The organism is Paenarthrobacter sp. AMU7 (assembly GCF_041200195.1).
Lineage (GTDB): Bacteria > Actinomycetota > Actinomycetes > Actinomycetales > Micrococcaceae > Arthrobacter.
The window spans coordinates 904,519-930,680 of sequence record NZ_CP165735.1 but is presented as its reverse complement, the minus strand read 5'-3'; the positions used below and the strand labels follow the sequence as shown (position 1 = coordinate 930,680).

Here is a 26,162-nt window from a genome sequence, read left to right as displayed (position 1 = left end):
CCGGCACTTGTTCCGCGCGGCCCGGTGCGGACCCCGGCGGCTGCGTCAGTCCCCCGGCGTCAGGTGGTCGAAGACCAGGTTTGTTTGAGTGTTCGCGATAGCCGGATCCGAGGCCAGGTGAACCGCAATGAAGTCCCGGAGTTCCTTGGGCGTCCCGCAGGCCACATGCATGAGGAAGTCCTGGTCCCCGGCCAGCAGGAAGACGCTCTGGACGTTCGGCAGCGCCCTCAACCGTTGGACGATGGCCAGCATCTTGTTCCTTGCCTGCGGATTCACGCGCACTGAGATCAGCGCGTAGACCAGGAACCCCAGCGCTTCCAGGTCCACCGAAGCGTGGAAACCCCGGATGATCCCGGCGTCCCGCAGTGCCCGGACCCGTCCGAGGCACGTGGAGGGCGCGATGCCCGCCTTCGAGGCGAGCACGTTGTTGGGGATCCTGGCGTCGGCCATGAGTTCTTTGAGGATCAGCCGGTCGGTTTCGTCGAGTCGAACCCGGTTCGGAACCGCTCCCCATGTACGCGCCGTAGGTGAATCCGACACGAACACACCTCCAATATTCTCGTGATGCTTCGAAATCCGTTGTTCTGCCTTGAGCTGGATTCTATCTTGAAGCGATTTGCAGAATCGACGAGGAGGTCGCGATGGGCAGTTTCGACAAGATCCAGGCACGTGAAGGTGGGCTTAAACGGCAGCTCACCTCCCGCCAGATGACCATGATCGCGCTGGGCGGTGCTATCGGCACAGGACTGTTCCTGGGGAGCAAGTTTGCCATCGGCCTTGCCGGTCCCAGCGTGATCATCAGCTACGCCATTGGAGGGCTGATCGCACTGCTGCTCATGGGCAGTTTGTCCGAGATGACGGTGGCACACCCCACGTCAGGCTCGTTCGGTGCCTTTGCCGAGCACTACGTGAGCCCGCTGGCCGGGTTCCTGGTCAAGTACATGTATTGGTCCTGCATTGTGCTGGCTGTGGGAACTGAAGTAACGGCCGTTGGCGAATACATGAAGCTGTGGTTCCCGGACGTTCCATCAGTGCTATGGGTCATCTTCTTCTCCGCAGTGCTGATCGGCGTGAACACCATGAACGTGAAGGTATTCGGGACCCTGGAGTATTGGTTCTCCAGCATCAAGGTCTTCGCGATCATCGCCTTCATTGTGCTTGGCGCCTACATCGTGTTCGGCGCCCGTACGGAGGGCACGGGCTTCCACAACTACACCGCCGAAGGCGGCTTCTTCCCCAATGGCCTGTCCGGCACCTGGTTCGCCGTGATCGTGTCCATCTTCAGCTACCTCAGCATCGAAATGATCGCCATCGCGGCAGGTGAAGCAAAGGACCCCGCAACAGCAGTAAAGAAGGCTTTCCGCACCACCATCGCAAGGCTGCTCCTGTTCTACATCGTCACCCTGGCGCTCATCCTTGCGATCGCACCGGTCAGCCAGATCCTTGCCGGCGGCAGCCCCTTCGTCACTGTCATGCAAAACCTGGGCATCCCTTTCGCCGACAGCCTGCTGACTTTTGTGGTGATCATTGCCGCGCTCTCCGCCATGAACAGCCAGCTCTACATCTCCACCCGCATGATCTTCAGCCTCTCCCGCAGCGGGGACGCTCCGGCCATGTTCGGAAAGCTGCGCTCCAACGGCGCCCCCGTGAATGCACTGGTCCTGTCCACGGCCGGAATCGCCGTTGCCACGGTGGTCTACGCGATGTTCCCGGAGACAGCCTTCACCTTCATGATGGCCATTTCCATGTTCGGTGCCATGTTCACCTGGTTCATGATTTTCACCACCCACTGGTTCTTCCGCCGCAGTATGAAGCGCAGCGGAACGGAGCTCTCCTACAAGACCCGCTTCTACCCAGCGGGCACCATTCTTGGCGCAGTGCTCATGCTCTCCATCGGCATCAGTACGCTGGGCACCTCGGCCTTCAATATGACGTTGATCTTCGGCCTGCCGTCGTTGGCGCTCGTCGCGGCTCTCTATTTCGTGGTTCAGCGCCGCAAACGTCAGGAGTCCGGCCCCGGTGAGGAACCAAACACCGCCCGGAAGACCGCCGTCGTATCCTCTGAAAACAGCACGAACTCCACCACCTCAAGCAGGTTGTCCGCAGCCACGCCGCCGGAAGATGACGACGAAAACGACCTCACGGCGTCGAGCGCTACCCCGGCAACCTGACGGGCGTCCCATCCGTAAATTCCGGCGCTGATCGCGGGAAAGGCGACCGTCCTGGCGCCCAGACCGGCCGCGACTTTCAGGCTTTCGTGGAAACACGAGGCGAGCAGCGCCGGATCCGTCTGCCCCGCGTGCCGGTTGGGACCCACCGTATGCACCACCCACTGGGCGGGAAGCCGGAACCCGGGGGTCGCGACGGCACAGCCCACCGGCAGCCCGTCCGGCAACGACGTCCGCCTCACCTCGCGACACGCGGCGAGGAGTTCCGGGCCGGCGGCCCTGTGGATGGCCCCGTCCACTCCCCCTCCACCGAGCAGAGACGAGTTGGCGGCATTGACAATCGCGTCCACCGGGCGGCTGGTGATGTCCCCCTTCAAAATGTCGATTCGCATGGCGTCAGTCTCGCGCCGGAGCGGCGGATGCGGCAAGTGCGGTACCTTGTGCCCATGGACATCACCGCCCCTGAGACGTGGGGATCCGCGATTTACCTGTGGATCGTCCCCATTGTGCTGGGCGACGCCATCTTCCCGCCCATCCCCTCGGAAATGGTGGTGATCACCGGCGGTGCCCTCGCCGCCGACGGCCACGCCAACTTCTGGCTGATCTTGTTCCTCGCCGCCTTGGCATCCTGGCTCGGCGACATGGCGGTTTTTATCCTCTTCAAACGGCGCATCAGCCATGTCCTGGACCGGTGGTCGTGGGGCCGTCGGCTACACCGCGGAATCCACGAGGCCATCGCCAAAGCCGGACGCTCCTCCACTTACGGCGCCATCATCGGCGCACGCTTCATCCCCGGAGGCCGGCTTGCTACATCCTCGGCGGCGGGCATTGCCAACGTTTCCGTCCGCGGTTTCAGCCTCTGCGCCGGCCTGGGTGCGGTCCTCTGGGCGGTCTGGCAAGTGGGCCTCGGCTACTTCACCGGCTCAACCACCAAGCTGCCGTTTTGGGCCAGTTCACTCATCGGCGTGGCCGTAGGCCTGGTGATCGGCGTGATGGTGGGACTGATCGTCACGCGTCGCCGCGGCAGCAGCTCACCCGTTGACGAACCGTACAACGCCGATGAGCCCGGCGACGTACCCCAGCCCGAGTAACTTTCCCCGATTTAGACCGGTGACCAGCGTCGTTAGACCGGTGACCAGCGTCCGCGGCTGCGGCGCAATACGTAAAGGCTGCCCGTGATGGCCACGCGTTCGACGGCGTCACGCATCATGGCTGCCGACGTCCGGGCTTCGTCGTTCTCACCTGAATAATCGCGGTCGCCCACTGTGAAGCGCAGGCTGATCTGGGGTACGCCGCCCACGATATCCAGCTGGTTCGACTCCACGTGGTGGCGGGTTTCCAAGGCTTCCACGGCTGCGGCCATCACTGACTCAGGCGCATTCCCCGGTTTGAGGCCAGTGATCTTCAACTTGGTTTGGAACGACGGCATCCCACCACCCTAACGCTCTCTCACATCCCGCGCCCTTGGGCAGCTCCCTCTCTCACATCCCGCGCCCTTGGGCGGATCCCTCTCTCACCAGATGAGAGAGGGATCCTCGAAACACCGAGGGACGTGAGTGAGCGTTTGTTAGCCGGTGTTGCGCAGGCCCGCGGCTACACCGTTGACCGTGATGAGCATGGCACGCTGCAGGCGCTCGTCGATCTCGGTTCCGGACACGGACTCTTCGCGCACGCGGCGAAGCAGCTCCACCTGAAGGTAGCTGATCGGATCCAGGTACTGGTCGCGGATCTCCAGCGACCGCTTGAGCGTGGGCTGGGCATCGAGGAGCTCGATCTCGCCTGTAAGCCGCTCAATTTCGGCCACGGTGAGCTCGTATTCGTCACGAATCATGTGGAACAGGCGGTGAAGTTCCTCCGGTACCAGCGACGAAACGTAGTGACCGGCAATTTCCATGTCAGTCTTTGCCAGCGTCATCTCCACGTTGGAGATGACGGAGCGGAAGAAGTGCCAGCGGTCCATCATCTCCAGGAGCTGGTCGGTGTTGCCTGCCTCGCGGGCAGCCTTCAGGCCTGAACCCACACCAAACCACCCCGGAACGATCTGCCGGGACTGGGTCCAACCGAAGACCCAGGGGATAGCCCTGAGACCCCCGAGGCCTGCGCCGGAATCCGGACGCTTGGACGGGCGCGATCCGATGTTCAGCGAACCCAACTGCTCTACCGGGGTGGAGGCAAGGAAGTAGGCCGGCAACTCGGGATCGTCAATCAGTGCGCGGTAGCGGTCGAATGCTGCGTCGGAGATGGTTTCCATGACGTTCGCGTAGCGCTCGCGCTCGTCCTCCGAAGTACGCGGAGTCCGGTGCAGGGCCGAGCCCTGCATCACCGCTGCAAGAGACAACTCAAGATTTTCGCGTGCCAGTTCGGGCAGGGAGTACTTGTCCGAAATGACCTCACCTTGCTCGGTGAACTTGATCTCACCTTCCAGGACGCCGTTGGGCTGCGCCATGATGGCGTCGTATGTTGGTCCGCCGCCGCGGCCCACGGAACCACCGCGGCCATGGAACAAACGGACTCGCACACCATGTTTGGCCGCAACATCGCGCAGTTTGCGCTGGGTCTTGTGGATTTCCCATTGGCTGGTCATCACACCGGATTCCTTGTTGGAATCGGAGTAGCCCAGCATGACCTCCTGGACATCGCCGCGGAGACGGACAAGTTCCCGGTATGACGGATCGGACAGCAACTGGTCCACGATCTCAGCAGAAGCGCGCAGTTCTTCCACGGTTTCCAGCAGCGGGGCGAACCCGATCTTGGCGTGAGGCTTGGCCCCGAAAAGGTCAATCAATCCAGCTTCACGGGCCAGGACGGCTGCGGCAAGGACATCATCAGCGCCCCGGGTCATTGAGATGATGTACGTCTCCACGACGTCCGGCCCATAGGTGTGAAGCGCCTGCCGGATGCTCCGGAAGACGTCATACGTGCCGTCGGCAGTACCCTCCAGCTTGATGGGGTGCCCGGAGAGCGGGCGGTGGGAGGCCAGTTCTGCGCCCAGGAACGTAAAGCGCTCCTCACGGCTGAGGTCGCCGTACGGCTTCTCCGTGCCGAGTCGGTCCACAAGCTGGCCAACAGCGTCGTGGTGGTAATCGGCGTGCTCGCGGATATCCAGCGTTGCCAAATGCAGGCCGAAGGCTGCGATTGCCCGGCGAACACGGGCCAGAGCACCATCTGCCACCAGCGCGGCTGAGTGGTTCCGCAGTGAGTCCTCCAACAGCCCGAACTCTGCCAGCAGCTCGGAGGTGGTGGCGTAGTCCCGGCCAGGCTCGTGATACGTCGACGCCGAAACGCGGCGTCCAGTGTTGATGAGCTTGGCCTTGATGCATGTCAGCTTGAGCCTGTAGGGCTCTTGAGCGTTCAGTTCAAGGATGCGCTTGTCCAGCCCCGGGAGGTTCTTGAGGTCTTCGGCGATCGAATCCAGCAGTACCTGGTCGGCCCCAAAAAGTGCCGTGGAGTTGGACAAAACCGAAATGAGTTCGTCGATCAAGGCAATGCTGATGCGCACGGCGTTCTGATTCTGCAGCTGCAGGATCTCCCGGGTGACAGCGGCTGTGACGTTGGGGTTGCCGTCACGGTCACCACCGATCCACGAACCGAACCGCAGCGGAGCGGCGGCCACCGGGAGTGCGACACCGTGCTCGGCCAAAAGCTCGGACAGGTCCGTCAGCATTTCCGGCATGGCGTCGGTCAGGATGCTGTTCAAATAGTAGATGGCGTTTCGTGCCTCATCCACGGGCGTGGGGCGGACTTGGCGCAACTCATCGGTCTGCCACATCTGATCAATGATTTCGGCAAGCTGCCGGTCCTGTCGACGACGCGCGGACGTGCCTTCCGCCGTGGGCTCGGCAAGGACATCGGAGAGTTTGCGGACCTTGTCCAGCACGGACCGGCGTGAGGCCTCCGTAGGGTGCGCCGTGAAAATGGGGCGGACATCGAGCTCGTTGATCACGTCCTGCAAGACCTGTGGACCCGCTTGGCCGGCGATCTCGGAAACCGCTTTGGCCAACCAGCCGTCCTTTTCCTGCCGGGTGCGGAGGCCTCGGACACGATGGACTTGTTCCGCCGCATTGGTGAGGTGGAAGTAGAACGCAAAGGCCCTCACCAAATCCGTCGCCTGGTCCAGCGGCAGGGAGGCGAGCAATTCGCGGACCTGGGCAACGACGTCGTGCGCGCTCCAAGGCCCGGTGGCATCAGCACCGCCGCGCGCGGCTTCCTTGGACTCCTTGGTCAGCAGGCGGACCTGCTCCACCAGGGCAAGCAATTCCGGACCGTGCTGGCGAACCAACGATTCACCCAGGAGGGTGGAAACGCGGCGCACATCGGCGCGCAATTCGGCAGCGAGATCGGTGTCTTGAGGGGCAGTGTGAACCATGGATGCATACCTTCGGGATCTGGTTTTGGCCCGTACACTGCGCTGGATACTGTGAGCCGGATTACTAGGGTTTCCTACGGGATCTTACCCGCCCCGAACTCGACCCATGGAATGCGTCTCAGATTCTGGCGTCACCTTTTGATCAGTCCGCCCGGGCAGGACCACCTTGCCACTCATCAGCTCGTCGTGCACCAAGCCGGGCCCCGCGGAGAGCTTCTCGTGCCTGCGCTGCCGCATTTCTTCGATCGCAGCAGCCGCCTCCACTCTGGTAGGCGCACCGGTGGCAGGTTCAATCATCGAGAGGACACTACCCAGTGTGCCTGTTGCCCCCTTCGCGCGAACACCCCGTTTAACAAGTCCCGTGCCAGCCCAAATGGAGCCGCAGATCAGGGCACCACTGACAACGATTGCAACCACTGTGTCCATCCCCATGCGGTCAGCGTACTCCGCGGGGAATCGGCTCAACAGTGCTCACTTCCCCACCCAGGCCTTCCTCAGTTCCCCCCAGTGCTGCTCCTCCATGAGACTGGCGGGCGTCACGGATACAGAAGAGGCCCCGCCGAGCGCCGCCTCCCGCAAAGCTGTACCGAACTCTCCCGCCGTTATCCGGCCCTCATTGGACCAAAGTCCCACCGACAAGGACATGCGGGAACCCGCGCGGCGGTTCATGGATTCAGCCAATTCCCGGGTCTTGGGGGACCGTTCGCTGTTGAGCCCCACGTACTCCCACACGTGAAGCCGGTCCACCTGCTTGAGTAGGAGATCGTAGTCATGTCCGCTGTCCGCCCGGTCCCCGGACGGTGAATCGCGCGGCGAGCGCACGTCCATGTCCAGATTGACACCATAAGGTTCGACGGCGGCACTCACCTTGCGCACGATGTCCGCCATGGCTTCGCTGCGCCACGTATGGATTCGTGGGTCTGACGTATCGATGGTTCCGTCACCGTTTCGGGGCCAGTCCGTGGAGCCGGTGGTGATTTTGAAGTCCTTGAGATCGTTGCCGCCGAAAGTGAAGTCGTCGAACATGAGCTCTGTGAGGTTCACTGCCGAGGGCCTGTACTTCTTGGCGACAGCAGCGGCTAGGGAAGCCAGCCGGGTACCGGCCGCGCCGTGCCTCAATGACCACACACCCGCAAAGGAATCGGATGCCGCCCCGTCAACGTTCCTCCCGGCAAGGGCAGGATCTTCCTTCAGCGCGCGGTCCAATAAGACGTCGATGGTCAGGATGACATCGCGTTTGCTTCCGTCATCCGCAGTCTCCAGCGCCGTGATGGACTCTGCCACGAAGTCCCGTCCTGACTGGGAAACCTCACTGGACTCCGCCCCGGATTGGTCCGGCCATGGGAAAGCTGTCCAATCGGTGCGTCCAACGGAGATGGACACCGCCGTGGCATTCACTGAGTCCAAACGTTCTGAGAGTTTCGCAAGGTAGCCGGGCTCACTGTTCACCACGTCCTCAAAGCCCAGGTTGATCATGCGGTCCGCAGGCTTGGGAAGTGGCTCCCCGGCGCACGAGGCCATCGTCAGGGTCGAGGCCAGCAGGGCGCCTGCGATCGCTGAGGCTGCGCGGTTCACGCGCCCACCTCTTTCGGGACTTTGGCCTCGGCAGCAATCACGCTGATGACACCGGTGCGTTGCAACTTGTTCCATTTGGCCGGTGTGCCACGGATCTCCTTGGCGATTGCGCTGGCCAACGCCAGTCCAACGAACACCGAATAGAAGGGCCATAACGGCAGGGTCCAAAGGAATCGCAGATCCCGCCATGACCGGTTAAGACCAATGGAAAAACACACCAAGGCCAGAGACACGAAAAGGCCCAACCAGCCAAGAATCGCGAAGACCTGGCCCGGCACCGGACCTTCACCGGCGATGTAGAGAAAGGGCAGGACCGCCAAGATGGCAAGTTGCAGCACGGGTATCACCACCATGGTGATGGCGTTGAACACCAGGAACATGCCAAACAGTCCGTAACGACGCCGCCCGAGCATCCCCATGTGCATCCGGAGTGTTTGCAGCAACCCGCGCGACCAGCGCACACGCTGGCGCCACAGTCCTCCTATGGTGGAGGGCGACTCAGCGTAGACCAGGGCACTGGGCTGGAAGCGAACCCGGTAGCCCGCCTTGTAGACCCTCCACGTCAGTTCGAGGTCTTCACCAAGGGTGTCCTCGTGGAATCCGCCCACTTCCCTCACAAGTTCGCTCCGGAAGGCGCCAATGTTCCCGGAAACAATGGGCAGGCAGTGCAACAAGGAGAGAGCCCTGCGGACCAGGCCCGTGCCAACGTGGCTCAGGACGGCAAGCATCATGGTTTGGACACGGTTCAGGTTCACGGGCCGGTCATCGCCGCACACCGCTCCGACCTTTGGATGGTCAAAACCTTCCAGCATGTTCACGAGTGTGTCCGGTGCAAAGATCCCGTCAGCGTCAACAAACATCAGGATGTCGCCGTGCGCTGCGGCGATTCCATTGTTGAGGGCGGCCCCTTTCCCGGCGTTCGTCTGCGACAGGAAGCGCACCCTGTCATACTGCTCCGCCAGTCCCGCCATGATGCGTGCAGTGGAATCGGTGGAGCCGTCGTCTACCAGGATGACCTCGAGCCGCAGATACCTGCTCGCCAGGATCGACTCGACGCATTTGGTGATGACCACGGCTTCGTTGTAGCCGGGGACGATGACCGACACCAAGGGCCTCTGGCTGAGAACCGAGTAGCGATGCTTTGGAGCTTTGGAACGGTGGAACCAGTTGAAATACAAGGCCAATGGAACGTAGGCGATCTTGACCGCTCCGAAACCCAGGATCACCAAGCCACCACACTGGACGAACACCATGGCCGCGTCAACCAAACTCACACAGTCCGTCCGAGCATTGGCCCGTGGATATAGCTCCGCAGGACCCGTTCCAGGAGTTCCGGTGCGAAGGCACTATTGGCACCAAATCTGGCGTTGACCTCCAGAACTACCGGAGTTCCGTCCCACATGCGGCGGACGTCAACGTCGACGGGACCAGCCAGGCCCAGTGCGGCGGAGGCTGCTTCCGCTATCCGGGCGATATCGGGAGCCTCCGGCGTATCCACTCTCCTGACCGAGAGCGCGTTGCCGATGCGACCGTGTTTAAGCTCTGTCTTTTCCAGCACCACCACAAGATCGTCCTGCTCCGACTCCTGCCAGGGCCGAAACACCACAGGCGCATACTCGGCGCCCGGCGCAAAGCGCTGCACGATCCAGGAATCATCCAATGAGGACCATATGCGCGCGGCGCTTCTTCCGCCGTCGGCAGCCCTTTCCAGGATCTGGACTCCGCGTCCACCGCGCGATACCCGGGGCTTGACCACCAAGGATCCGCCAAAGCGGGCCATTGCCTCATTGATTGAGCTGAAATCCCCCGGCAACGCGAAATCCGGAACCCCCACATTGGCGTTGGCAAGGCACTTCATGGTGAGGTACTTGTCATTCGCGAGCCGAACGGGTGTCGGGTCCGCGATCAGGATCTCGACTCCCGGAGCGAAACCATCCCGGGCCTCCGCCACCATCACCAGTTCCTCGCTGACGGTTGGCACCACCAGTTCTATCTCATAAGCGGCTACGAGTCCGCGAAGTTCCCACAAGTAGCCCGGTGCACTAGAGGGTGACACCACAGACACGGCGTCCGCCGCCGAAGCGTGGACCTGTTTCATATCGACGCCCAGAACCCAATGTCCCTGGTCCACCAATTGACGTGCCAAGGAATCCCCAGCCGGCCCGCCAACACCCGTCACCAGCACGCGCACCATCAGAACTCCCCTACGGCAGAGCCGAGCAACCGGACAGGTTCAAAACCCTCTGCATAGGTGGTCTTGACCTGTGAGCCCCGGAAGGCCGCGAGACTGCGGACCCTTTCAGCGCTCATGTACGGCTTTCCCTTTTGATTCCGGTGCATACCCACGGCATGGATTTTTACGTCCACATACCCGGCGATGTCCACGAAAACGCTGGGATCGAACTGCCGCGTGGATGACGGACTTTCAAAACACAGAATGGAGGAGTGCCGCCGCGCCGCCCGCATAGTGGCACTATGGACCGCTTGGTGGTCCTGGTGGTAGTCATTGCGGGAATGCGTGATGACAACGTCCGGACGGAAGTCCTCAATGGCCTCCTCGATCGCTTTGACCATCTCCGGCCCATGCCCGGACAAGTTGGTGTCTTGGAAGTGGTGGACCTGCACTGCAGTGGCGCCCATGAAGTCCGAGCCTGCAGCAGCCTCCGTTACGCGGACTCTGCTGTCTCCGCCCTGGCTCCCGTTACTCATCACCATGGTCCTGACGTCATGGCCGGCGTCGGACAACTTGGCCAGCGTGGCCCCACAGGCCAATTCCAGATCATCGGGGTGTGCTCCGATGGCGAGCACTCTTCGAGGCCGGGCAGCCACCCTGTAGCGGATCCGAAAAGCCGGAGCAACAAGGCACGCAACAATCAGCCCTGCACCGGCAAGCACAACCACCGTATTCAGCCAGGAAGGATGTGTCCGGCCGACTGCGCACCCCGCAAGGGCTACCAGCAGCAAACTTCCAAAACAGGCCAACGTCCAACGGAGCCTGTTCGGTGAGCTGAACTTTCGCGCGAACCAGTTCCGGCCAGCTGGAACCAAAGTCCAGCCAGCTACCAGAATCCCCAACAAACCAGCAACGGAGAACAGCGTTGCTTCCATAATGCCCCCATAATGCGTAGCGAATTAGCACGGTTCCCATCTCCGGAGACCGCCGTAGAAGTAGTGAACTGGGAAGGAGATTCGTGACGCTGCCGATGAATCCCTTTAATAGCGGTACTCAAACTCCCCCGTGACCAGGCCGCTTCCGCTCAGTGAGTACCTCAGCACGCTGTTGGACTTATGGCGCTTGGATTGCACCGTCACGTGGAAGTGCAGATCGCTGCGCTGGACTAAATCCGTGTTGCACGTAACTTCTGTGCCCCCCGCCATGGAACACGACCATCCTTCTGGTGCCTCGATGGAGTTCTCCACAATCCGTGAATCCCTGCCCACTGCAAACACCGCCGTACCTGAGCCCAAGGGTCGGGTGCCTGAGGCATTGAAGTCGATTTCCATGGCAGTGCCGCGGAAGTAGCCCTCAGAGGTGCGCCTGGCAGTACCGGAGACCTGTGCCCGCCCAGATTGCGAAGGCACCGCAGAGGGAACTGGTACAGGCGTGGTGGGGGTGGACGTCGGAACCGGAACGGGATCCGGCTCCGGTACTGGTGGCGCCACGGGCTCCGTTGACGGCTCCGGCACTGACACCGGAGGGGTGGTCTCCACCGGCGCCGGCTGAACCTCGGCCGATGGGGCAGGGGCCGAGGTACTGGTTGGGGACGCTGAAGGTGTAACGAGCGCTCGGCCCGTCCCCACCGGAGGGGCGCCGGTTTCGACAGCGCGCTCTTCCATATAAGCGTCAGGGGTTAGTTGGTCCACTATTCCCACTGTTCCCAAGACCAGTCCCACTCCTGCCGCTGCAATGACGGCCATCACGGCGGGTTTCGCAAGGGCGGGAACGACCACCGCCTTTGCCGGCGCCATCCCGCCAAGAACGCCCAGACCGCCCCCTTTTGCCGCCCACGCAGTCACTGGGATACCCGTCACCAGCGGAAGAAGTACCACCCTCATGCTGTTCTGGACGTCTTTCAGTTCTGCAAGGGCTGCCGTGCATTTGGAGCAGCCGTTCAGGTGCTCGCGAACTTTGCGTTCCGTTCCAGTGGAGAGTCCGCCCCGGAGATAGTTACCCAGTTTCGTGACGAACGCGGCGCACCCGTCATCAGGCTGATCTGCGATATGGAATTGGAGATAATGCCGCCTCAGCCCCTCTCGTGCTCGCAGCGCCAGTGCAGAAACCGCGTTGGCGGACAGCCCAAGAATGGGAGCGACGGCCGCCGGCTTCATGCGCTCAACGTCCAGGTACCACAGCACAGCCTGCCAACGTTCCGGCAGGGCACGGAACGCCCTGGCCACTGTTTGTGATTCGAAGGCGCTGACGGCTGGATCGGAATCTGCCAGAGTTTGGTCCAGGACAGATTCGTCACTGCTTGGCAGGACCCTGCCGGCTTTTCGATTCCGTTGGTGGGACAGCCGGGTTACCGTGGACAACAAGTACGCCCGGAAGAAGGTATCCGGCCCTTTCCCTGCCACCAGGCTTTGCAGCACGGACTGGAACGCCTCGGCAACTACATCCTCGGCATCGCTCGGATTGTCCACGTTGCGCTTGGCTACGGCGGAGGCGATGGAAATGTGGCGCGCGTAGAGCCCGTCGAATGCGGACATCTCTCCGGCACGGACCATCCTGATGAGGTGCCCGTCGCTATCGACGTCGACGTCCGCTTGACTGTCCACTTGTGACCTTCGTGCCATCTATGGCACCCCCAAAACGTAAATAATCCTGCCCATATCTATTGAGTGGGGGTAAGCGGCAAGACGTGACGCGGTTTATACACTGTCTTTAGCAACGATTTTGCCGTCCGCTTCGTCACGAAACGGCTTCTCCGCACACTCTTCGGATATGACATCGTTCCGGACAAAATCATTCGCAGAGTGCACGTTCTCGCGGCACCTTTTGCTGCGTAGATGGCAGACCACCAGTTACCAGACAGGCTGGCGCTTCCATGCTGACTGGTTCTTGCCCGAAGTCCGGACCGTCGTCTCCTCACTGGCTGACAGCGCATCCGTTCCGGCACCTGCAGCAAAATCGCTAGGCGCCGCACGGGCCAGGAATGGCGTGGGCATCGGTGAGACCATGACTGATTTCCGGGCACTCTTTTCGGCCGCGGAAAGGACCCTGGACGTCGATGCCCTGCAGTCAGTGGCGGAAGGCTGGGCGGAGGTTGCGGAAACGGCGCCGCCGATCTCGTGCACGGATGTCTACACAGGACTGGCTACACAGGCACACTTCCAGCGGCGGATCCATGAAGTCTCGTCAATGGGGACCGGGCCCGATTGCCCGGGCGCGCATGCCATGGCCATCATCTCCATCGCCGGCCCTCGAGACGGCCGGAGCCATTGCTGGACCCTCCTGGCCCGGATGGGAGAAGCCGTTAAAGGGCAACTGCATGGCACCGGAGCGATGGCCATATACCAAAACTCCGCCGTGCATGTGCTGTTCCCTTTCAGTGAAAGCAACCTGTGCAGGTTGGTGGAGTGCAAAGCCGCGCTGGAAGCTTTGGGGGATGGCACCCTGGGCCCTGCCCGGCTGCGGTTCTACCCGCTGTCTTCCGCTGCTGCAGCGGTGTCCGCCGACACGGCAACAGCAGCCAAGGATTCATCCTGCGAAACAAAATAGGCCGGCTCCCTACGATGCCGTCACGAACCAGTATGGCCCAACACTCATCTATTGACGGAGCATCTCACCACGGATTCTAAGGACCATCCAGCACATGAAAAATCAGATCCATCTAAAAACCGCGTCATTGGTGGCCGCCCTTCTGGCGGTTGTCATGGCCGTCCTGGGGCTGGGCCTGTCAGCCTTGCCCGCCAACGCTGCAGAGCTGACGGACGCGGACATCACCCTGAGGACGGAATCAGTAGTTTCCAGTCAGTGGGACCAGGTGGATTTGACGTGTGAATGGTCCGTGCCGGACAACTCCCGGCCGGGTGACACCTTCAGCATCCAACTGCCCCCGCAACTGCGGTGGTTTGGAGTCACAGAATTTGATCTCCAGAATCCTGACGGCGAAACGGTCGCCACCGCAAGGGCCAACGACTCAGGCCTGGTGGTATTCACGCTGACGGACTTTGTGGCAGAACAGCCCCTCAATGTCGGTGGGACGTGTTCCTTCAGCACGCAGTACTCGGTTGATCCCGGTGACGGCGAAATTGAAGAACTGAGCTTTAAGGTCGGCTCCACAGTGCTGCGTGTCCCAGTGGCTGTTCAGCCGTGCACGTCGGAGTGCGGTCCGTCCCTCCCGACTGAAGCAGGCAAGGCCATGTGGTGGGTTGACCCTGCCCAGACAGTCCTTGAGTCGATCTTCTACATGCCGCCGATGGCTGCGGAGACCAACGATGTGGTGGTTACCGATACCCCGTCAGCCGGCATGGAGATCGACTGCAGCCGGGTCACACCCCGCGTTGGACGAGTCTTGAACGACGACGGGAACATCACCGAGCCATATGCCAACGAGCAGTACCCTGCAACCCTCGACTGCACTCCGCAGAAACTCACGGCGAGCTGGACTGGCCTTCCCAAAGGCCTTCATGTGGAGCTCTACGTTGTGACCCAGGTGACCGATGCCGCATTGAACGTCTACGAGAACAGCGGAACTGTCACCATCTCGGGGCAGGAAACACCTGTGGCGGCCCAGACCCGCCGGAGCAGCGGAAGTGGCACAGGCAACGGTTCGCCCACTCCGACGGCAACACCGACGGCCACCGCAACACCCACACCTAGCTCAAGCACCCCCACTCCGACGGCCACCGCAACACCCACACCAAGCCCAAGCACCCCCACTCCGACGGCAACTCCGACGGCCACCGCAACACCAACACCGAGCCCTAGCCCCAGCACCCCCACCCCCACTCCCACCCCGACCGCTACGTCAATGCCCACTGAAACGGATGAGCCGATTGTCGTGACTACCGACCCCCTGGTTGTGGCGCCCACGGAGAACCCGTCGGAGCCCGCGGCAGAGGAACCCGAGGAACCGTTGGCAAACACGGGCACGCAGGGATCGGCATTCGTCTTCATAGCGGCCGCGCTCCTGGCCGTCGGATCGTTGCTCGCCTTCGCAGGATCACGCTGGTCCGGCCGCAGGTCGCACTAACAAGGCCCGCTGAGCGCCGGATCGGCTGATGGGCCGGGCACATGATGTCCAGCCCATCAGCCGGTTCTTCAATCTCGGCTCGCGCTGGCATGGGTTGGGGGCCAGCGCGAGCCGTCCCAATGCAGCTGCGCCCCGGCGTCGACTCGAGTTCAGGGAATGCCCACACACGGCGCATAGTTGAGGAAAGTGCAACCACGCCACGTGCCGCGAAGACAAGCCGAGGAGACCCATGAGCTCGCCCACCACAGCAACCGATCCCCAGCTGGCCCGTTGGGAGCGGTTCCGCACGGGCCGGCACACGGCGCTTGCAACCGAGCATGGCTGGCTGACCCTGACCTCTTTCCAGTGGCTGGAGTCGGACCCGGCCGAGGTCGAACTCGCCCCCGGTCTCTGGTCAACCGACGGTTCTACCGCTTTTCTTTCGGCGAGCGCAGCGGACGGCCTCACATTTGTCCAGACTGGCGAGCCTGTGGACGGGACAGTCAGCGCAGTCCTACAGGACGAAGAGTCACTGATGTGGGTTCAGTACGGTGGCGTCGACGGTAAGCAAGTGGTGGTGGAACTTGCCATGCGTGCGGACAAGTACGCCATCCGCACCCGTGACAACAGCTCCCCCGTTCTCACGGAGTTCCAAGGCGTTCCCACCTACGACTACAACCCCGAGTGGGTCATCCAGGGACGTTTCGAGGCGTACGAGGAGCCTCGCGATGTTCCCATCGGCACAGCTAATCCATTGGTGGACGGGGTCCATCGCTCAGTGGGAGAGGTCGTTTTCCGGGTACCGGGTGTGCCCCATGAAATCCGGCTCCATGCGGAGGAAGAGAAGCTGGGCGCCCTCAACGTGACCTTCCACGATGAGACCAACGGTGCCACCACGGACGAGTGGCGAAAGGTCTTCATTCCTCGCCCCCGCCCGGACGGGTCCGTTGTGATCGACTTCAACCGCAGCATCAACTACCCCAGCGCCTTCACCCCCTACGGCACATGCCCTATGCCGGTGCGGGGCAACTCGATCGATGTAAGGGTGGAAGCCGGTGAGAAACTCCCCCGAGACTAAATTACGGACCGCCAAGCCCACCCGGACTAGGTGATTGCTGAAACCCCCGTCACTGCGCGGCCAACGATCAACGAATTGATCTCGTAGGAGCCCTCATAGGTGTAAATGGCTTCAGCGTCGGCGAAGATTTTGGCGATCCGGTAGTCGGTGACAATTCCGTTTCCGCCCAGAATGGACCTGCCCAGAGCCACTGTCTCCCGCATCCGGGCGCTGCAGTAGGCCTTGGCGAGGGCCACTTGGGCCATGTCGGCGCCGCCGTGCCGAATGCCTTGGGCATCCGTGGAGATGTCTTCCTGCAGCTGGGCGATCCTCACCATCATCCCCATGCTGGCTACAGCGTTTCCCAGCATGTCCACCAAATGTTGTTGGATGAGTTGGAATTTGGCGAGCGGCTTCCCGAATTGCATGCGCTCGACGGCGTACTGCCGGGCAACATCGAACGCCGCCAGTTGCTGGCCAACGGCTTGCCAGGCAACCATGATTCGGGAGCCTCGCAATAAGTGGTTGGTGTCGGAGAAGCTGCTGATCCCGGCGAAGCGATCCGATTCGGCGACTTCGACGTCCACGAACCGGATGTCGGCGTTCTGCACCGTCCGCAGCGCGATCTTGTTTTCGATGCGGCTGCGGGTGATGCCAGGCAGGGAAGCGTCAACGATGAACGCGCGGATGGCTCCGTCGGCTTCGTCTTTGGCCCACACCAGCATGTAGTCGCAGAACGTCCCGTTGCCAATCCAGCGTTTGGCGCCGTTGACCACCCAGTAGTCACCGCCGTCGGAAGCTGCCCGTTGGATCCTGCGCGCCGTGGTCTCCATGCCACCTGCCACATCAGACCCATGGTTTGGCTCGGTGAGCGCGAAGGCGCCGGTGGTGCGCAGGTTTGAGGCGTCGTCGAGGTAGCGGTCCTGTTGTGAGTCGCTCCCGAAGTCGTACAGCGACTCAACGAAGAGATCGTGATGGACCATGAAGAACGTGGCGATCGAGGTGTCCACACGGGTCATTTCGGCGATCACCAGGCCGGCGAACAGGTGCGTGTACCCCCGCTGGGCCGGCGCACTGAGCCGCAGCGCCGCGAGCTTGGGCAGGATGTGTTCCGGGAACTCGGCCTTTTCCCACCACTGCCCGGCGTAGGGGGCGATTTCCGAAGCAAGGAAGGCCCGGAGTTCGTTGAGTTTCCGCTGTTCCTGGACGCTGAGCAGCGACTCGAAGTCGAAGAAGTCCGCGGTGGGCAACCCCGCCACGGAGGAAGGTATCGCACCGGCGGAGCCCGCGGGCACCGCCGGCGAAGATGGGGAATCCGCGCCGCCGCTGTAGTCGCCCATTATTTGATTCCCATGCGGATGGCGCCGTCCAGCCGGATGGTTTCACCGTTCAGCATGGCGTTCTCCACGATGTGCGCGGCCAATTGTGCGTATTCAGCCGCACGTCCCAGCCGCGCTGGATGCGGGACCTGCTGGCCCAAGGAATCCTGTGCCGCTTGCGGAAGACCGGCCATCATGGGTGTTTCAAAGATGCCGGGCGCTATGGTGGCCACCCTGATCAGAGAACGTGCGAGCTCGCGTGCCAATGGCAGGGTCATGGCCGCCACAGCGCCTTTCGAAGCAGCATAGGCGGGCTGTCCGATCTGGCCTTCGAACGCTGCCACGGATGCGGTGTTGATGATAACGCCGCGCTCGGGCCCGCCCAGTTCGGTGGAAACCGGTTCCGTTTCCACCATGGCTGCGGCGGCAAGGCGGATCACGTTGAAGGTTCCCACGAGGTTGATTTGGATAACTTTGTTGAAAGTTTCCAAGGGCAGCACGCCGTCGCGTCCCAACACTTTGCCGGGTGTGGCAATGCCGGCGCAGTTCACGACGATCCGCAGCGGGCCAAGGGCGGTTGCAGCATCGACCGCGGCCTGAATCTGCGCTTCATGGGTGACGTCCGCGGGGACAAAGACCGCCCTCGGACCAGAACCTGCACCCAAGGCGTTCAGTTCTGCGGCGTAAGCATCCCCTGCGGACTGCGGCAGGTCCACCAGGACCACCGACGCTCCGGCCTCGAACAACCGCCTTGCGGTGGCGGCCCCCAGCCCTGATGCCCCGCCGGTAATCAGCGCGACCGTGCCCTCGATGTCCATTCATCCTCCTTGATGCAGACCCAAAATCCGTTAATGCATGTTAACTGGAATTGTGGGCCAGCGCACCCTCGGTAGGCTGGGACCATGCCCGCCGACGCTTTCGCTGCCGACCAGCCGCTCCCCCTCACGGACCAGGACGAGTGGGCAACGCGCGCCAACCAGGCCGCCCGATCAGTGACGCGGACCTTCGGCCGGCGCCTGCTCTTCCTTCCCGGCACGCACATCGGGGCGGTCAGCCTTCCCGCCACTACTCTCCGCAGCGTCTTTGGTCCCTGGCATTACTGGTGGCAGGCGCACTATGTCGATTGCCTGGTGGACGCCGGCCGCCGTGAGCTGGCCACCACAACAAAGTTCGACGGCGCCTCCCGCCCCAGTGCGGGCAGGCTCGCTTCGCGGCTGGTCACCACCATCCGGTTGCGGAATCTGCTGAGGTTCGAGAACCACTTCTATGACGACATGGCGTGGCTCGCCCTCGCTACGCACCGGCTGGAGAAGCTGGCGGAGGAAACCAGGAAACCGGGTCGTCGGCGCAATGCGTACGTCCGCAAGAAGCTCACCCTGCAGTTCCACTCGGCCTCCACGGACGATCTGGGCGGCGGAACGTTTTGGAGCACCCAACGGGACTTCAAGAACACTCCTGCTACAGCTCCCGTAGCGCTCTACTTTGCGCGGACCGGGCACAGGGAACGGGCGCAGTCCCTGGTGACGTGGCTCAACAGCAGGCTTTTCGACCCGCAACGGGGTGTCTACTTGGATGGACTTCGCATCCGCAATGGCGAGACCGTCCTCGAGGAGGCGGTCTACACCTACAACCAAGGTCCAATCCTTGGTGCCTTGCTGGAACTTGGTGGCCAGGAGAACCTGGAACGTGCTGCGCGGCTGGTTGAGTCGGTGTCCCGCGAACTGACGGTCCCCGGAACACGAGTCATCCATGGTGACGGCACGGGCGACGGCGGACTTTTCACCGGCATCCTGGTCCGCTACCTCGCACTTGCCGCGCGGGACCAACGGTTGCCCGCAACTGCTCGGGACACTGCCCGGGCCTTGGTGCACGCTACGGCCGGGGCGTTCTGGATGACGCGTCGTGAGGCGTCGGAACCAGCCCCCACCGAAGCCCCGGCGCTCATATTCTCCCCCAATCCGCTGCGGCCGGCGGCCGAGACGTATCCGGTGGGTGCCGCCGTCGAACTGTCCACGCAGCTTCAAGCCTGGATGACGCTGGAAGCTGCGGCCACGCTCTAACCGCCGTCGGCAGCCGGGCGCTTCTTCTGCGGATACGGCGTTTCGTGCCGGGCCAGCATCTCCACGAACCCGGCAATCTTGCGGGCCCGGGTCTCTGCACGTTTCACTCCGTTGGTGCGGTGGATCAACGCGAAGCGGTTTTGGGAGGTCAGGACCTCGAACATCGCCTGCGCTTCCGGCACCGCGGCGATGGCGGCAGCCAGATCGTCAGGGACCACGGAGTCCGCAGGACCTGCATAGGCAGCTTCCCAGCGGCCATCGGCCTTGGCGGCTTCGACGGCGGCACGTCCGGCGTCGGTCATTTTGCCCTCGGATTCCAGCCGGGCAATGTGGCCCACGTTCCGGACTGACCAGATGCTTTTGCGGCCCCGCGGCGTCATGCGCTGCATGTAGCTTTCGTCGTCGCGGCTCTTCGATTAACCGTCGATCCAGCCAAAGCACAGTGCCTCATCCAGGGCGGCATCGTAGTCCAGCTCCGTGACCGTGCCGCCTTTCTTGTGCAGGATCAGCCACACTCCCGGGCTCTCGGCAGCGTGCGCCGAAAGCCAGTCACGCCACGCGGCGCCGTCTTTGAGAAGGAGTTCCGGAAGCTCAATGGGCATGAGCCTATTCTGCTGTGAAACGGGCGGCCCAAGGCAAGTCCACGCGGCATAGGCTGGGAAGTGACTACCCAGCCCAGGAGGACCAATGCTGCGAGCCCGCCCCACCCACTACACGTCCCGCCCCGATCAGTGGTCCACGCTCCTCCAAGCGCTCGGGATGGTGAAGACCGTGGACGACGACGCCTGGTGCGAGTTCGACGCCGGTTCAGGTCGCCTCGCGGTGGGATTCGTGGAGCACGGTCATCCGTTGGACGGCTCCACGATTTTCGGTGTGGAGGTGGGGAACCTGGCGGAATTTGCGCGCCGCACCGAGGAAGACGGCACCCAGGCTGACTGGAACGAAACCCAGGACGGACCCACCGTGCGGATCTCTGCCGAGGACGGTTTCGAGTTCTTCGCGTTCCCTGCGACCAGGGCAGCGGATGGCACCTGGGCCACGTCTACGGAGGCTGACCCGGCGCTGGCCGTAGTAGGCAACTGGATCAGCCCTTTCGTGGGCCTTGCGGCCAACGATCTGCGGAACATCGGCGCCCGGCCGCGCACGGAGGACGACGAATCAGCCACGTTCACCACCAAGAACGGCGGCATCCTGCGCGCGATCCACGGCGCGGACAGCGCCAACGGGGATCTTTCCTTCGAGTACGACGGTGGGCTGGAGCCGTTGTTGCACCGGCTCACCGAAGCGAAAATCGAAGCCAGGATCAGCGAGGACGTGCTGTACGTCGCCAACCCGGATGCTGCGGGTGGGGCAGCGCCGGCGTCGATCGTGATCGAACAATCACCATCGCAGCAGGCGCCGGCGAGCCCAAGCAGCTAGTCCTTGGCAGCTGCCCTGCGGAAGCTCCGTTTGATCGCATCCGCAGGAGAAAATCCTCGTCCACATAACACCCGGGAAGCCGCACGAGACGATTCTGGTCCTCTAATACCGCCGAGAGCGTAACCTCGCAGCCACCGGAACGCCACCAAGGAAGTTCGGCTGGGGATGGGGTAGAACTTAACCATGAGCGTACGTACACCCGACCCGTATCCAGGCTGGCTTTCAGATGAAGACCTCTTCGAAGCCCGCGGCCGACTTCCCATGGTCTACGTGGAGGCTGTTCCGGTCAGGCTGGATCCGCTCGGGTATGTGAATGAGGTTGGCACGCTCCTGCAGGGCGATGCCGACGGCAACATGGTCCGCTACCTCGTCTCCGGCCGCGTCCTCTACCGCGAGACCATCCGCGCAGCTCTCCTGCGTCACATGGAGAAGGACCTCGGTCCCTTGGCCTTCCCGCAGCTCCCCATCAGCCCGGTCCCCTTCACCGTGGCCGAATACTTCCCGGCCCCCTCCCAAACCGGCTTTACGGATGACCGCCAGCATGCGGTCTCGCTGGCCTACGTCATCCCGGTGACCGGCGAATGCGAACCACGCCAGGACGCACTGGAACTCACCTGGATGACGCCGCAAGAGGTGCTGAGCGAGAACGTCCAGCAGGAATTCGACGGCGGACGCGGGAACCTCGTGCGCCAGGCGCTGGCTTTTTCGGGCATCGTTCTCTAGCGGGTCCCCGCACCTGCACCAGCCGCCCTTTGTAGACTGGACGGCGGACCCCAAGAGAACCAAAGGACTTCCGATGACTCACAGCCCAGCCACACAGCAGTACAGAGAGAAGCAGGCTGGGGACCTGCGGCCCGGAGATTTTGTCTATCCGCCCGGCGACGGGCCAGCCGCTGAAATCGCCGGCATCGAGGTGCAGAACGACGATTACGGCGTTGCCGCGTTGCTGCTGGTGACCATGGTCGACGGCGGCACGGTGCGGATCGCTGCCGGGTCCAGTGTCCCTGTGGGGGACGCCGTCGATGCAGGCGTGGATGCGGAGAGCGACGCCGGGACGGCGGGCGCGGGCGCCCCCGAGTCCAATACGCCGGATTCCAGCATTCCGGACTCTGGTGCACCCGACTCCAGCACCCCTGCCTCCAGTACCTCCGCAGAAGGAGGCTCCGATGCCTCCCCCGAGCCGGCCGTCGTCGTTCCTCCCCGTCCGGAAATGCCACCCACGTACACCCGCCCTAGCGCCGAAGAGTTGGCCCTGATCCCCGAACCGAATGGCACCCCGGAGGCCGTGGTGAGCGCAGCCGCGGCCAACCATAAGGGCAAGAACGGCGTCCAGGTCCTGGCGGATCGCCTGACGAAGGGCATCAACACCAAATCAGGCAGCTGCCTCCGGGATCTCAGCAACCTGGCGTTCGACCTCTGCATTGTGCTGCGCGATCCGGACCATGCCCTGGCCGTAGCGGACCTGCTCAACGTGCTGCCCTTTGACGGCAACCTGGACCGCTGGGCATCCATTGAGCGGGCGCTGGCATTGTCCAGTTTCATCTGCCGCGAAGCCGGCCAAGCCGAACGTGCCGCGGTCTACGAGAAACTGTTGCGCGCGCCCGAGTCCCAGGAAGAGGACCCGTTCAAGGCCCGGATCAACGCCCGGGTCCGGCAGCGCTCGCTCAACGAACCCAACCTGTACGACAAAGAAATCTTCCGCGCGATCGACAACGGCAACCACGAGGCCGAACGCGATTGGCGGTTCCTCCGACTCGAAGCGCTCATGTTCCTGCGCGCCCACGGCGGCTCCAAGACCATCGGCGAAGACGAGTTGGCCCGGCGGATCAGCAACGAACTCGAAGCAGTGCGGGCATAAATTTCCGGACCCGCCGCTTCTGGGTATTTCAAGACCTGTTATGCGGGCGCGAACGGCGGTAGATTCGGGGCCATGACGAACAATCTGAGCGTTGTGATTAATGCCGACGCGCAGCAGGTTTGGACAATGCTGCGTGAACCGTCGCTGGTGGCTCAATGGCACGGCTGGGAAGCCGACGATCTCACCGACGAAATCAAACAGATCTATTTCAACACCGACGTTGTGGAGGGGCCCGATCACACGAGCCTGACCGTCAATGGCGGCGATGTCTTTGAGCTCCACCCTGTCTCCGGCGGAACGGAAGTGAGGGTCACCAGGGCGGCGCTCGACCATAATTCCGAGTGGGCTGAATGGGACGAGGACATCACCCAGGGCTGGCTCACCTTCCTGCATCAGCTGCGCTTCGCCTTGGAACGTCACCCGCATGGGCACCGCCGGACGCACTTTATTTCGCTTCCAGGCAAGGGCGGGCCGGCGATTGAAAAGCTGGGACTCGGGGATTTGCCGCCCGTTGGGGAGGAGTATTCGCTCACCCTGGCAACGGGCGAGAAGATCTCCGGCAAGGTCTGGTTCAAGAGCCGGCATCAAGTAGGCCTCACCGTCCACAGCTACGCGGAGCACGGAGACGGCCTGTTGATCGTCGCGGAACAGCTGCCGATTCCGGAGAAAAGGCCCGACGGCGGCTCCATGGTGATCGCCTCCACTTACGATCTGGGGGCCCACACCTTGGAGGACATCCGCTCGTCGTGGGACAACTGGAAGTCTGAGAAATACGGCTCGTAGGGCTTCCTCCGCGGGTTACTTCGGGTAAAGCTGGCACACTTGGTAGCGTGCCAGCTTCCGTTTCTGCTTCCGCGTCTGTGTCTTCCCCTACTCCCGGCCAGCCTGACTTGCCAGGGTTGTCCTCCCGGCAATCCGGGTTCTCCTTTTCGGTGGGCCAGCGCCTGACTGAAACGTGCTCGCCGTCGGACGCCCAAGTGAATGCCAACGGCGGAGCTTTCCTGGGCCGCACCGGAACCATCACCACACCGCACGGAACCATCCAGACGCCCGCGTTCATCGCCGTCGGGACCAAAGCCACCGTGAAAGCGGTGCTGCCCGAGTCCGTCGCCGACCTCGGTGCGCAGGCTGTGCTGGCCAACGCATACCACCTGTACCTGCAGCCGGGGCCAGAGATCCTCGACGCCGCCGGCGGGCTGGGCGCGTTCATGAACTGGTCCGGGCCGACCTTCACCGACTCCGGAGGATTCCAGGTGATGAGCCTGGGCTCTGGGTTCAAGAAGGTCATCGACATGAAGAACGTCGATTCGTCCGGACCCGACGACGCCGTGGCACCGGGCAAGGAACGGCTGGCGCACATTGACGACGACGGCGTCTGGTTCAAATCGCACCTCAACGGGGACAGGCACCGCTTCTCCCCCGAGATTTCCATGCAGGTCCAGCACCAGATCGGCGCGGACATCATGTTCGCCTTCGACGAGCTCACCACGCTGCAGAACTCGCGGGCCTACCAGGAGGAGTCCCTGGAGCGGACCCGGCTGTGGGCGCTGCGGTGCTTGGAGGAGCACGCTTCCTTGACTTCTTCCCGCATGGGCAAGCCCTATCAAGCCTTGTTCGGCGTGATCCAGGGTGCGCAGTATGAGGACCTTCGCCGCAAGGCGTGCCGGGACCTCGGTGCCATGCCCTTTGATGGGTACGGGATCGGCGGGGCGCTGGAGAAGGAAAACCTGGGCACGATTGTGCGCTGGTGCAACGAGGAATTGCCCGAGAACAAGCCGCGGCACCTTCTGGGCATCTCCGAGCCGGACGACATCTTCACTGCCATCGAGAACGGCGCCGACACCTTCGATTGCGTCTCCCCCACCCGCGTGGCCCGAAATTCGGCGTTCTACACACCGTTCGGCCGGTTCAACCTGTCCGGGGCCCGCTATAAAACCGATTTCGGGCCGTTGCAGGACGGCTGCGACTGCTACACGTGCGTGAACTACTCGCGCGCGTACATCCACCACCTGTTCAAGGCCAAGGAAATGCTCTCGGCAACGCTCATCTCCATCCACAACGAGCGCTTCGTGGTGAAGATGGTGGACGACGCCCGCTTGGCCATCGAATCCGGGGATTTCTTTGAGTTCAAGGCGGAGACCCTGGGCCGGTACTACTCGTAGGCGTCGAGATCGCCGGAAGCCTGCGTGGGCGTGCGGAAACTTCCGGCGAACTCACACGGTTCCGGCGAACTCGGCCCGAGCCTAGGCTGCCGTTACCCCGTAGCTTGGCTCGCGCTTCTTGATCCACCCGACAACCAGCACGGTGACGGGCACGAACAGGAACTCCACGGCCGTCTTGTAGACGAAGCCAACCAGGGCGTAGTTCAGGAACGAGCCAAAGTCCGTGATGCCGATGACCGATGCTGCGATGCTGCAGAAGATCAGGGTGTCCACGAATTCGCCCACCACGGACGAGCCCATCAGGCGTGCCCACAGGGACTTCTCGCCGGTGCGGGCCTTCATCTTCACCAGGATCCAGGCGTTGATGGTCTGTCCGGCAAGGAAGGCAAGGAGCGATCCAAGGACGATCAGCGGCACGGGTCCGAGGGCGCCTTCGAGGGCTGCTTGCTTGCCGATGCTGTACTCGTCATTGAAACCGGGCAGCACGATGATGATCCAGTAGCAGAGAGAGGCAAAGACCGAGAGGGCAAACGAGGTGATGATGGCCTTGCGCGCCACCTTGAAGCCGTACACCTCGCTCATCACATCACCCAGGATGTAGGCGATGGGGAACAGGAAGAACCCGCCGTCAGTCAGGATTGGCCCGAGCGCGACGCCCTTGGAAGCGCCGATGTTGGACAGGATCAGCACCACGGCCATGATGGCCAGCATGATGCCGAAATACGGGGAGCCTATTGAAGCAAAGCGTGGGGCGGGCTTGCTCAAGGTACTGGAGCCTGAGGGCGAGGGCATGGGTCATCCATTTCGTAGTGGTTCGCGCAGGCTCCTTCGTTCAGGGCGCCCCGCTGTATTAGCACTGTGGTTGCTGGGGCATGTGGCCCGGCACCGGTTCCATTCTCCCACTCCTTCACCCCAACGCTCACTCACATCCCTCGGGCTTGAACCCAACGCTCTCCCACATCCCACGGGCTTGAACCCAACGCTCACTCACGCCCCCTTTTGA

23 protein-coding genes and 2 pseudogenes are annotated in these 26,162 nt (G+C 62.6%); 11 read left to right on the top strand and 14 right to left on the bottom strand.

Features of this window, described 5'->3' with window-relative positions:
- Window positions 1-45 precede the first annotated feature (45 nt).
- Window positions 46-540 carry an Lrp/AsnC family transcriptional regulator gene (locus tag ABQM86_RS04445; protein WP_369746022.1) on the bottom strand — a complete coding sequence of 165 codons (495 nt, stop codon included), beginning with the start codon at window positions 538-540 and terminating at the stop codon, window positions 46-48.
- Between the two features lie 101 nt (window positions 541-641).
- Between ABQM86_RS04445 and ABQM86_RS04440 the strand changes: the two are divergent.
- Window positions 642-1,916, top strand: a pseudogene (locus ABQM86_RS04440) (amino acid permease); the annotation flags it as partial.
- An 86-nt stretch (window positions 1,917-2,002) separates the two neighbouring features.
- On the opposite strand, the gene ABQM86_RS04435 reads toward ABQM86_RS04440, so the two are convergent.
- Window positions 2,003-2,560: an O-acetyl-ADP-ribose deacetylase gene (locus tag ABQM86_RS04435; protein ID WP_207596260.1), complete on the bottom strand. Its 558-nt coding sequence runs from the start codon at window positions 2,558-2,560 to the stop codon at window positions 2,003-2,005.
- Window positions 2,561-2,614: 54 nt separating this feature from the next.
- On the opposite strand from ABQM86_RS04435, the gene ABQM86_RS04430 reads away from it, so the two are divergent.
- Window positions 2,615-3,259: a DedA family protein gene (locus ABQM86_RS04430; RefSeq protein WP_369746021.1), complete on the top strand. Its 645-nt coding sequence runs from the start codon at window positions 2,615-2,617 to the stop codon at window positions 3,257-3,259.
- Window positions 3,260-3,291: 32 nt separating this feature from the next.
- On the opposite strand, the gene ABQM86_RS04425 is transcribed toward ABQM86_RS04430, so the two are convergent.
- The 8 genes from ABQM86_RS04425 to ABQM86_RS04390 all read right to left on the bottom strand — a co-directional run bounded on the left by ABQM86_RS04425 (window position 3,292) and on the right by ABQM86_RS04390 (window position 12,885).
- A complete protein-coding gene (locus ABQM86_RS04425) occupies window positions 3,292-3,597 on the bottom strand; it encodes a hypothetical protein (protein WP_089593699.1) in 306 nt (101 codons plus the stop codon).
- Window positions 3,598-3,735: 138 nt separating this feature from the next.
- Entirely contained in the window at window positions 3,736-6,534 is a 2,799-nt protein-coding gene (gene ppc, locus ABQM86_RS04420) for a phosphoenolpyruvate carboxylase (RefSeq protein ID WP_207596258.1), read from the bottom strand.
- 84 nt (window positions 6,535-6,618) lie between these two features.
- On the bottom strand, window positions 6,619-6,831 hold the full coding sequence (locus ABQM86_RS04415) for a hypothetical protein (RefSeq protein ID WP_369746020.1): 213 nt from the start codon (window positions 6,829-6,831) through the stop codon (window positions 6,619-6,621).
- Between the two features lie 174 nt (window positions 6,832-7,005).
- On the bottom strand, window positions 7,006-8,109 hold the full coding sequence (locus ABQM86_RS04410; protein WP_369746019.1) for a hypothetical protein: 1,104 nt from the start codon (window positions 8,107-8,109) through the stop codon (window positions 7,006-7,008).
- Window positions 8,106-9,383 (bottom strand): glycosyltransferase family 2 protein, encoded by a 1,278-nt coding sequence (locus tag ABQM86_RS04405; protein ID WP_242703521.1) that lies wholly within the window; start codon window positions 9,381-9,383, stop codon window positions 8,106-8,108. The genes ABQM86_RS04410 and ABQM86_RS04405 overlap by 4 nt, the downstream gene beginning before the upstream one ends.
- Window positions 9,380-10,303 carry an ATP-grasp domain-containing protein gene (locus ABQM86_RS04400; protein ID WP_280626667.1) on the bottom strand — a complete coding sequence of 308 codons (924 nt, stop codon included), beginning with the start codon at window positions 10,301-10,303 and terminating at the stop codon, window positions 9,380-9,382. Before ABQM86_RS04400 ends, ABQM86_RS04405 begins: the two co-directional genes overlap by 4 nt.
- Window positions 10,303-11,217: a PIG-L deacetylase family protein gene (locus tag ABQM86_RS04395; RefSeq protein ID WP_207596255.1), complete on the bottom strand. Its 915-nt coding sequence runs from the start codon at window positions 11,215-11,217 to the stop codon at window positions 10,303-10,305. Before ABQM86_RS04395 ends, ABQM86_RS04400 begins: the two co-directional genes overlap by 1 nt.
- 105 nt (window positions 11,218-11,322) lie before the next feature.
- Window positions 11,323-12,885, bottom strand: a complete 1,563-nt coding sequence (locus ABQM86_RS04390) for a sigma-70 family RNA polymerase sigma factor (RefSeq protein WP_369746018.1) — start codon at window positions 12,883-12,885, stop codon at window positions 11,323-11,325.
- 382 nt (window positions 12,886-13,267) lie between these two features.
- Here ABQM86_RS04390 and ABQM86_RS04385 point away from each other — a divergent pair, with 382 nt between their 5' ends.
- The 3 genes from ABQM86_RS04385 (at window position 13,268) to ABQM86_RS04375 (ending at window position 16,362) form a co-directional block, all read left to right on the top strand.
- On the top strand, window positions 13,268-13,828 hold the full coding sequence (locus tag ABQM86_RS04385; protein ID WP_369746017.1) for a hypothetical protein: 561 nt from the start codon (window positions 13,268-13,270) through the stop codon (window positions 13,826-13,828).
- Between the two features lie 94 nt (window positions 13,829-13,922).
- Window positions 13,923-15,305, top strand: a complete 1,383-nt coding sequence (locus tag ABQM86_RS04380; protein WP_369746016.1) for an Ig-like domain-containing protein — start codon at window positions 13,923-13,925, stop codon at window positions 15,303-15,305.
- A gap of 229 nt (window positions 15,306-15,534) precedes the next feature.
- Window positions 15,535-16,362 carry a DUF1684 domain-containing protein gene (locus ABQM86_RS04375; RefSeq protein ID WP_280626658.1) on the top strand — a complete coding sequence of 276 codons (828 nt, stop codon included), beginning with the start codon at window positions 15,535-15,537 and terminating at the stop codon, window positions 16,360-16,362.
- Window positions 16,363-16,388: 26 nt separating this feature from the next.
- Here the strand turns inward: ABQM86_RS04375 and ABQM86_RS04370 are convergent, their stop codons facing one another.
- On the bottom strand, window positions 16,389-17,681 hold the full coding sequence (locus ABQM86_RS04370) for an acyl-CoA dehydrogenase family protein (RefSeq protein ID WP_242703518.1): 1,293 nt from the start codon (window positions 17,679-17,681) through the stop codon (window positions 16,389-16,391).
- Complete coding sequence (locus ABQM86_RS04365) at window positions 17,681-18,478, bottom strand: SDR family NAD(P)-dependent oxidoreductase (RefSeq protein WP_280626654.1); 798 nt, start codon at window positions 18,476-18,478, stop codon at window positions 17,681-17,683. The genes ABQM86_RS04370 and ABQM86_RS04365 overlap by 1 nt, the downstream gene beginning before the upstream one ends.
- Before the next feature lie 84 nt (window positions 18,479-18,562).
- On the opposite strand from ABQM86_RS04365, the gene ABQM86_RS04360 reads away from it, so the two are divergent.
- Window positions 18,563-19,720 carry a glycoside hydrolase family 76 protein gene (locus tag ABQM86_RS04360; RefSeq protein ID WP_337340447.1) on the top strand — a complete coding sequence of 386 codons (1,158 nt, stop codon included), beginning with the start codon at window positions 18,563-18,565 and terminating at the stop codon, window positions 19,718-19,720.
- Here ABQM86_RS04360 and ABQM86_RS04355 read toward each other — a convergent pair.
- Window positions 19,717-20,322: pseudogene (locus ABQM86_RS04355) on the bottom strand (YdeI family protein). The gene ABQM86_RS04360 and the pseudogene ABQM86_RS04355 overlap by 4 nt on opposite strands.
- Before the next feature lie 85 nt (window positions 20,323-20,407).
- Between ABQM86_RS04355 and ABQM86_RS04350 the strand changes: the two are divergent.
- The 5 genes from ABQM86_RS04350 to tgt all read left to right on the top strand — a co-directional run bounded on the left by ABQM86_RS04350 (window position 20,408) and on the right by tgt (window position 25,159).
- On the top strand, window positions 20,408-21,139 hold the full coding sequence (locus ABQM86_RS04350; RefSeq protein WP_369746015.1) for a hypothetical protein: 732 nt from the start codon (window positions 20,408-20,410) through the stop codon (window positions 21,137-21,139).
- Window positions 21,140-21,322: 183 nt separating this feature from the next.
- A complete protein-coding gene (locus ABQM86_RS04345) occupies window positions 21,323-21,862 on the top strand; it encodes an NUDIX hydrolase family protein (RefSeq protein WP_024819523.1) in 540 nt (179 codons plus the stop codon).
- A gap of 73 nt (window positions 21,863-21,935) precedes the next feature.
- The gene (locus ABQM86_RS04340; RefSeq protein WP_280626647.1) at window positions 21,936-22,997 is read left to right on the top strand and encodes a DUF6707 family protein; all 1,062 of its coding nucleotides are present in this window, start codon (window positions 21,936-21,938) and stop codon (window positions 22,995-22,997) included.
- A 72-nt stretch (window positions 22,998-23,069) separates the two neighbouring features.
- On the top strand, window positions 23,070-23,780 hold the full coding sequence (locus ABQM86_RS04335) for an SRPBCC domain-containing protein (RefSeq protein ID WP_369746014.1): 711 nt from the start codon (window positions 23,070-23,072) through the stop codon (window positions 23,778-23,780).
- A 107-nt stretch (window positions 23,781-23,887) separates the two neighbouring features.
- Window positions 23,888-25,159 carry a tRNA guanosine(34) transglycosylase Tgt gene (tgt, locus tag ABQM86_RS04330; RefSeq protein ID WP_369746627.1) on the top strand — a complete coding sequence of 424 codons (1,272 nt, stop codon included), beginning with the start codon at window positions 23,888-23,890 and terminating at the stop codon, window positions 25,157-25,159.
- An 81-nt stretch (window positions 25,160-25,240) separates the two neighbouring features.
- Here the strand turns inward: tgt and ABQM86_RS04325 are convergent, their stop codons facing one another.
- Window positions 25,241-25,951 carry a queuosine precursor transporter gene (locus tag ABQM86_RS04325; protein ID WP_369746013.1) on the bottom strand — a complete coding sequence of 237 codons (711 nt, stop codon included), beginning with the start codon at window positions 25,949-25,951 and terminating at the stop codon, window positions 25,241-25,243.
- Between the last annotated feature and the right edge of the window lie 211 nt (window positions 25,952-26,162).

What these genes read in the sequence shown, in the direction of transcription:
- ABQM86_RS04435 (WP_207596260.1), bottom strand. Translation starts at nt 2,560, where the DNA reads ATGCGAATCGACATTTTGAAGGGGGACATCACCAGCCGCCCGGTGGAC.
- ABQM86_RS04430 (WP_369746021.1), top strand. Translation starts at nt 2,615, where the DNA reads ATGGACATCACCGCCCCTGAGACGTGGGGATCCGCGATTTACCTGTGG.
- ABQM86_RS04425 (WP_089593699.1), bottom strand. Translation starts at nt 3,597, where the DNA reads ATGCCGTCGTTCCAAACCAAGTTGAAGATCACTGGCCTCAAACCGGGG.
- ppc (WP_207596258.1), bottom strand. Translation starts at nt 6,534, where the DNA reads ATGGTTCACACTGCCCCTCAAGACACCGATCTCGCTGCCGAATTGCGC.
- ABQM86_RS04415 (WP_369746020.1), bottom strand. Translation starts at nt 6,831, where the DNA reads ATGATTGAACCTGCCACCGGTGCGCCTACCAGAGTGGAGGCGGCTGCT.
- ABQM86_RS04400 (WP_280626667.1), bottom strand. Translation starts at nt 10,303, where the DNA reads ATGGTGCGCGTGCTGGTGACGGGTGTTGGCGGGCCGGCTGGGGATTCC.
- ABQM86_RS04395 (WP_207596255.1), bottom strand. Translation starts at nt 11,217, where the DNA reads ATGGAAGCAACGCTGTTCTCCGTTGCTGGTTTGTTGGGGATTCTGGTA.
- ABQM86_RS04380 (WP_369746016.1), top strand. Translation starts at nt 13,923, where the DNA reads ATGAAAAATCAGATCCATCTAAAAACCGCGTCATTGGTGGCCGCCCTT.
- ABQM86_RS04375 (WP_280626658.1), top strand. Translation starts at nt 15,535, where the DNA reads ATGAGCTCGCCCACCACAGCAACCGATCCCCAGCTGGCCCGTTGGGAG.
- ABQM86_RS04370 (WP_242703518.1), bottom strand. Translation starts at nt 17,681, where the DNA reads ATGGGCGACTACAGCGGCGGCGCGGATTCCCCATCTTCGCCGGCGGTG.
- ABQM86_RS04365 (WP_280626654.1), bottom strand. Translation starts at nt 18,478, where the DNA reads ATGGACATCGAGGGCACGGTCGCGCTGATTACCGGCGGGGCATCAGGG.
- ABQM86_RS04360 (WP_337340447.1), top strand. Translation starts at nt 18,563, where the DNA reads ATGCCCGCCGACGCTTTCGCTGCCGACCAGCCGCTCCCCCTCACGGAC.
- ABQM86_RS04350 (WP_369746015.1), top strand. Translation starts at nt 20,408, where the DNA reads ATGCTGCGAGCCCGCCCCACCCACTACACGTCCCGCCCCGATCAGTGG.
- ABQM86_RS04345 (WP_024819523.1), top strand. Translation starts at nt 21,323, where the DNA reads ATGAGCGTACGTACACCCGACCCGTATCCAGGCTGGCTTTCAGATGAA.
- ABQM86_RS04340 (WP_280626647.1), top strand. Translation starts at nt 21,936, where the DNA reads ATGACTCACAGCCCAGCCACACAGCAGTACAGAGAGAAGCAGGCTGGG.
- ABQM86_RS04335 (WP_369746014.1), top strand. Translation starts at nt 23,070, where the DNA reads ATGACGAACAATCTGAGCGTTGTGATTAATGCCGACGCGCAGCAGGTT.
- ABQM86_RS04325 (WP_369746013.1), bottom strand. Translation starts at nt 25,951, where the DNA reads ATGCCCTCGCCCTCAGGCTCCAGTACCTTGAGCAAGCCCGCCCCACGC.